Source organism: Streptomyces sp. P5F9 (assembly GCF_057961495.1).
Genome location: NZ_JBXVPZ010000516.1, coordinates 1 through 6,426 on the forward strand (window position 1 = coordinate 1; position 6,426 = coordinate 6,426).

The 6,426-nt window shown below is 70.9% G+C and carries 6 protein-coding genes; 3 read left to right on the forward strand and 3 right to left on the reverse strand.

The annotated features are described in order from the left end of the window. Positions 1-48 precede the first annotated feature (48 nt). Both AC31A1_RS44175 and AC31A1_RS44180 read right to left on the reverse strand, forming a co-directional pair. Entirely contained in the window at positions 49-606 is a 558-nt protein-coding gene (locus AC31A1_RS44175; RefSeq protein ID WP_489658717.1) for a GH25 family lysozyme, read from the reverse strand. A 35-nt stretch (positions 607-641) separates the two neighbouring features. Next, on the reverse strand, positions 642-1,682 hold the full coding sequence (locus AC31A1_RS44180; protein WP_489658718.1) for a phosphatidylinositol-specific phospholipase C domain-containing protein: 1,041 nt from the start codon (positions 1,680-1,682) through the stop codon (positions 642-644). 354 nt (positions 1,683-2,036) lie between these two features. On the opposite strand from AC31A1_RS44180, the gene AC31A1_RS44185 reads away from it, so the two are divergent. The 3 genes from AC31A1_RS44185 to AC31A1_RS44195 are packed head-to-tail and all read left to right on the forward strand — an operon-like array spanning position 2,037 to position 5,963. Then, positions 2,037-3,641: a streptophobe family protein gene (locus tag AC31A1_RS44185; RefSeq protein WP_489658719.1), complete on the forward strand. Its 1,605-nt coding sequence runs from the start codon at positions 2,037-2,039 to the stop codon at positions 3,639-3,641. Continuing rightward, positions 3,628-4,374 (forward strand): response regulator transcription factor, encoded by a 747-nt coding sequence (locus AC31A1_RS44190; RefSeq protein ID WP_489658720.1) that lies wholly within the window; start codon positions 3,628-3,630, stop codon positions 4,372-4,374. Before AC31A1_RS44185 ends, AC31A1_RS44190 begins: the two co-directional genes overlap by 14 nt. Continuing rightward, positions 4,371-5,963, forward strand: a complete 1,593-nt coding sequence (locus tag AC31A1_RS44195; protein WP_489658721.1) for a sensor histidine kinase — start codon at positions 4,371-4,373, stop codon at positions 5,961-5,963. Before AC31A1_RS44190 ends, AC31A1_RS44195 begins: the two co-directional genes overlap by 4 nt. Here AC31A1_RS44195 and AC31A1_RS44200 read toward each other — a convergent pair. Beyond that, on the reverse strand, positions 5,905-6,426 hold a 522-nt coding region (locus AC31A1_RS44200), incomplete at its 5' end, for a phosphotransferase (RefSeq protein WP_489658722.1). The genes AC31A1_RS44195 and AC31A1_RS44200 overlap by 59 nt on opposite strands.

Consider the following 6,426-nt stretch of genomic DNA (forward strand, 5'->3'; position numbering starts at 1 on the left):
GGAGCGGACGGGGGACTTCAAGGGCTGAACGGCCGGCTCACACGACCGTCAGGCGTCCTTCGCCCACGTCTGCAACGCCGCCTTGGTCGTGAAGTCGGCGACGTCCTTGTCGTGGGGGTCCGAGGTGTACTGGTGGAACTTCCAGTCCGCCTTGATGCGGGGCTTGCCGGCGGTCGTGTAGTCGGCGATCCACAGGCCGTCGCCCGCGTAGGACGTCTTGTCGATGGTCAGCCAGAAGGTGCGGTTGCAGTAGAGGACGACCCGGTTGTTCGGGCGGAGGGACTTCACCTTGCGGATGAAGCTGTCCTTCTCCGCGTTCGTGGCGTGGGTGCCGTCGCCTGTTGTCTCCCAGTCGACGGCCAGCAAGTCGCCCGCCTTTTCGGGGGCCTTGCTCACGAAGTACTCCGCCTGGGCTGTGATGTTGCCCGGCCAGAGGAAGTGGTAGAAGCCGACGACCAGTCCCGCGTCACGGCCCGTCTTCGTCTGGGCGGTGAGTCTGGGGTTGACGTACGAATGGCCCTCCGTCGCCTTGATGAAGACGAAGGAGGAGCCGTCCGTGCCGTACGCGGTGGACTGGAACGCGCTTACGTCGATGCCATGCAACATGGGGGACTTGTGCCCCGCCCCCGGTATCCGGAACCTCAGATTCTGGTGGCCACCGACGACAGGACCGACGCCGACTTCGAGGACCAGTCAGAAGTGATCACGCTTGCGTGGTCCGCTGCCAGTAGTGCCAGTTTGGCGGCGACTTCCGCGTCCGTGGGGGCAGTTGAGGAGATCGCCGGGGCCACCGCGTACGCGTCCGTCATGATCAGGATGTAGTGGTTCGTGGAGTAGAACGACGTGTCGTAACCGTTGTTGACGTACGTCGCCGCGTCACCGTCGAAGAAGACGAACCACGGGCGGATCGAGGTGTCGGAGGTCCAACGGCTCGCCCTGGGATCGCCGTTGGCCGCGCCCAGCACCGCCGGGAAGGCCTGCGCCTGGGCGATCGTGCCGGCCGCGTACAGGTCGCGGAGATGGTCGCCGTACTCCTGGTCCGTCCAGTAGTGGTCGAAGGGGTTGGCCTGCTCGACCGTGCCGGGGATCAGTTCGAAGATGAACTTGCCCTTGAGGTCGTCGCGTGAGGGCCACGCGTTCGCCTGGGCCGCCGCGTCGAGCGTGGAGTAGGAGGAGCCGAGCAGGTCGGACGGCTTGTAGACGCTGCTGCCGAGCTTCTGCGAGACCAGGGTGTCGAACGCGGTCGGGCCGAGACCGATGGTCTGGTTGAAGCCCACCTTCATCTCCACCTTGATGATGACGGGCGCGTGGTCCGGGTGCAGGGTGTTCCAGGCGGCCATGTTGTCCAGGCAGCTGCCGAGGTCCTGGTTGCGGTCCTTGCTGTACAGGTCGGCGGGGGTGCTCGCGTACTCGCAGTTGTTGTCGTTGGCGAACAGGTCGCTGTGGCTGACCCGCCACCGCTTGCTCAAACTGTCGACGTAGACGTCGAGTTCGAGCAGTGAGGCCCCTGAGTCCAACGCCTGCGCCCAGTACGTGTACTTGTCCTTCTCGTACGCGTTGTGCGTCCCGATCGTCGTCGTCCCGGAGAACTTCGCCGCCGCCGCGTGGGCGTTGCCCGCGGCCCCCGTCAGCAGCAGGGCGGCGGTGCCCAGCAGTGCCGCCAGCCGTCTTATCGCCTTCATGAGTCTCAAGTCCCCTTCGCCGTGGCCTGGTTGGAGCCTTGGTGGCGGCAGCAGCGTAGAGCGAAGCGGTTACTGCCCGGTAGCCCCTGGGGGAACATCGGCTTCCGCGGAGGGTTGGGACGGGTATGCGCGTGACGAGTTCGCCAGGTGCGCGTCACGCCGGCGCCGTACCGGCCGGGCGGTTCTGGGAACTTCCTGGGAACGGGACCGGACACATCGGCCGTACCGTCCCCGTGACCTGCGTCCCGCCTCCACCGACTCTCAGAAACCTCCCAGAACCTCTCCGGAACCCGGCAATCGCGTACGCCACCTTGTGCGGGACGACGTCCCCGAAAGCCCCGGAGGGTTCCCGCGGTGCCTGCCTCTACCTCTACGGCCGCAAGGTCCCGTCCCGTTTCCGTACCCCTGCCCGACGGCCCGGGCGCCGGCGCCCTCGAAGGCGCGGCGGCCGCCCTGTGCGGGCTCGTCGCGATGGCCGCCGTCGCGTGGCTCGCGCTGTGGTTGCTGGGGGCGGGTTCGGTGGGATCGCCGGGCACGATGGCAATGGCCCTGGTCGCCATGGCGGTTGGTGGGCCGGTGAGTGCCGGTTCGGTCAACTCCGGTGGGCGCGCGGGCGGTTCGGGGTCGACGAGTTCGATGCTGTCCGGGCTCTTCGGTGGCGGCGGTGGCGGGATGAGCCCGTCGATGAGCGGCACCGCCGACATCGCGCCGCTTGGGGTGACGCTCGTCGGGTCTCTGGTGCTGTGGCTGGTGTTCTCGCGGCGGTTGCGGCAACGGGAGCTCACAGTAAGGGAGTTGGGCGCTCGGGCAGTCGGTGCCGGAGCGGCGGCGCTGGTCGCGTTCGGGCTCGTGGCCACCCTCGCGCACGGGACGTTCAGCCTGCCCGCGTCGGCGATGAGCCGCGGGCTCGGTGGAGGGCAGAGTGCCGGGGCGAGCGGTGCCGGCAGTGGTGCGATGGGTGCGCTCGGTGGGATGTTCGGCGGGAGTGGTGGCGGTGGCGGTACCGCGCAGGACACGACCATGTCCTACGACGTCCACGTCGGCGCGACCGCGTTCGGCGCGCTGGTGTGGGTGACCGTCGTGCTCGCGCTGGGGTGCCTGGTCAGCAGGCGGGTGCGGGTGCCGTTGGGCGGGGCCGTGGACCGGGTGCGGCCTGGGTGGGCGCCGGGTCTCTCGGCGGTCGTACGCACATTCCTGGTCCTGGTCGTCGTACCGATGGCGTTGGTGACGTTCGTCGGGGTCGTGGCCGGTGGGCGGGCCGGCACGGTGGCCGGTGGGGTGCTGCTGCTCGCGCCGAACGCGCTGGCCGTACTGCTGACGCTGGGTGTGGGCGTGCCCTGGACCGCCGCGACGCACCCGGTGCAGAGCCAGGGCGGCAACCCGCTCGCCTCGCTCATGGGCGCCCTGGGCGGCGGCCGGCAGACCGCCAGCGCGCAGCAGACGGACCGTACCGAGCACCTCGGGAGTCTGGCGGCCGGCGGCTGGCCGTTGTGGCTCGGGGCGCTCGTGGTGACCGCCGTCATCCTGCTGAGCTGCGCTTATGCGGCCGCCCGGAACACGGCCCCCGCGCGCAGCCGCCCGCTGCATCGCTACGACGGCCCGCTGGCCCAGCACCTCGGAATGGCCGAGCGCTTCGGGGTCGTCACGGCGGTCGTCCTGGGGTCGGCGGCCTGTCTGGCCGGGGCGTCCGGGCACTTCGGGGTCAGCATGTTCGGGAGTGAAATGGGCGGTACGCGGGCCGAGTTGAGCGGCAGCGTGCTGTGGACGGTGGTGTTCGGGCTGCCGGCCGGGGGCGTGGCCGGATTCGTGGGGAGCCTGCTGCGCACAGCGGACCTTTACGGAGGAATGACATCCGCCCGCCGTATCCTCGCGCGCAAGTCCCCGTCGGCCGCGTCCTCGCACGCCCCGGCGCCGGGAACCGATCCCGGCACCCTGGAGGCACCCCTTGGCAACCGTTGAGCGGGCCGGACCGCACCCGTCCCGGCCCACCACCACGGACGTGAACCTGCTGGTCGTGGACGACGAGCCGACCGTACGAGAGCTGCTGTGCGCGGCGCTGCGGCACGCCGGGTTCACCGTCGCCTCGGCCGCCACCGGGCAGGAGGCGCTGGACGGAGCGCGTGATGTGTCGCCGGATCTGGTGCTGCTGGACGTGATGCTGCCCGACATGGACGGCTTCGAGGTGATCCGGCGGCTGCGGGAGCAGCGGAGTGCGGACTCGCGCGCGGGGCACATTCCGGTCGTGTTCCTCACCGCCCGCGACGCCACACAGGACAAGATCGAGGGGCTGGTCCTGGGCGGCGACGACTACGTCACCAAGCCCTTCGACCTCCAAGAGCTGATCGCCCGGATCGGTGCGGTGCTGCGCCGTACGAGCGGTGACCCCTCGGCGCTGCTGCGGGTCGCCGATCTCGAACTCGACCCGGAGGGCGTCCAGACGACCCGCGCGGGCGAGCCGATACGGCTCTCGCCGACCGAATTCCGGTTGCTGCACTACCTGATGACCAACGCCGGGCGCACGGTCGGCAAGGCGCAGATCCTCGGGCGGGTGTGGGAGTACGACTTCGGCGGCGACACCGGGATCGTCGACACGTACATCAGCTATCTGCGCCGGAAGTTGGACAACGGCGGGCCCAAGTTGATCCACACGGTGCACGGGGTCGGGTACGTCCTGCGCGGGCCGCGGGCATGAGCACCCGCAACTGGCTCCGGCCGCGGGTGATGTGGACGCGGGCCTCGCTGCGGAGCCGGGTGCTGCTGATCGCCGTGGTGCTGCTGACGGCCGGGTTCACCGCGTTCAGCCTCGTCACCGGGAACGCCCTGCGCGCGTACATGGTCGATCGCGTCGACGGCCAACTCCGTGCCTCCGCGCAGGTGTTCGCCGTACTCCCGCCGACCGTGGCGAAGACCGGGGCCGACGGGAAGATGCCGCCCGGACTCACCGACTTCAGTACGGAGGTGCTGGGCAACCCGGTCATCACCTACGTGGACAAGGACGGCGTCGTCGAGAGCAGCATCGACTCGCTCGCCGGGCCGAAACGCACCGATGACGCGTCGGGGCCGGACCTGCTCGGGCTGGACGCGTCCGCCGTCGCCGCCCGTGCGGGCAAGGCGTTCACCGTGGCCGGTACCTCGGGGGACACCCGGTGGCGGTCGATCGCCGTGCCCCGGGTCCCGCGTGCCGTGCTGCCGGGCGGAGGCGGTGGTACGGCCGACGACGCGGGTGGCAGCGTGATCGTGTCGGCGTCGATGAGCCAGGTGGACGGCACGGTGGACCGGATGTGGCACATCTACGGGACCACCGGGCTCGGGCTCCTCGTGGTGCTGGGTCTTGCCGGGTGGTTCGCGGTGCGGTCCGGGCTGCGCCCGCTGACCCGGATCGAGCAGACGGCGGCCGAGATCGCGGCCGGTGACCTGTCCCGTCGCGTGCCCGAACTGGCGGGCCCGCACACGGAGATGGGCCGTCTCGCCACCGCGCTGAACGGGATGCTCGCCCGGGTGGAGACCGCGTTCGCCGCCCGCGCGGAGTCCGAGGCGCGGATGACCCGTTTCGTCGCCGACGCTAGCCACGAGTTGCGCACTCCGCTGGCCGGGATCAAGGGCCTCACGGATCTGCATCGCATGGGCGCGGTCTCCGGCCGGGAGGACATCGACGCGACGATGGCCCGTATCGCCCGGGAGTCCGACCGTCTCGCCCGGCTGGTGGAGGACATGCTGCTGCTGGCGCGCTTCGACGAGCACAGCCTGGGCACCACCGGCGACTCCGGTCCGGCCCTCGAACTGGCCCCCACGGACCTGCGCACCCTCGCCGCCGACGCCCTGCACGACGTACGGGCCCTGGACGCGACCCGCCCGGTCGCCCTCACCGGCCCGGACGGCACCGGCGCCCCCGCCTCGGCTCCCGCCCTGGCCGACGAGGCACGCCTGCGCCAGGTCGTGACCAACCTCGTCGGCAACGCGGTCGCGCACACCCCGCCCGGCACTGCGATCCGCATCGGGGTGGGCACGGTCGGCGAGGACGCGGTCCTGGAGGTGGCGGACGAGGGGCCGGGGCTCACCCCGGACCAGACCGCGCACATCTTCGAGCGCTTCTACCGCGCCGACACGTCCCGTACGCGCGCCACCGGTGGCGCCGGGCTTGGGCTGGCCATCGTCGACTCCCTGGTCAGTGCGCACGCGGGGCGGGTGGAGATCGACTCGGCGCCCGGGCGGGGGGCCACCTTCAGGGTCCGGCTCCCGCTTCATTCCGAACTACGGGTGCCGGCCGGTCTGTTGGGGTGACTCCCGGGTGCTGCGCGCTGAGTGCTGCGTGCTCGGTGAGGACCTCGGTGAGCTGGCGGGTGGCCTGTCGGGCGATGCGGGGTTCGGTGGCCGCGTAACTCGTGTACGCGTTCAGCGCGGTGGTCAGGGCCCAGCCCATGCCGCGCGTCCAGGTGGCGTCGTCCAGGGCGAGCGCGGAGCGGAAGAGCGGGCGGGTCGTGGCCGACAGCAAGGTGTACGCGACGACCAGATCGCAGGCGGGGTCGCCCATGCCCAGGCCGCCGAAGTCGATGACGGCGGAGATACGGCCGTCGACGGTGAGCAGGTTGCCCGTGTGGAAGTCCCCGTGGCACCAGACCGGTTCGCGGTCCCAGGCGGGGGCGTCGAGCGCGTTGTCCCAGACCTCGGTCAGGGCGGCCGTGTCGAAGACTCCGTCCACGGCCTCGATCGCCGCCCGGGTCGACTGGTCGCGGGTGGCCAGGGA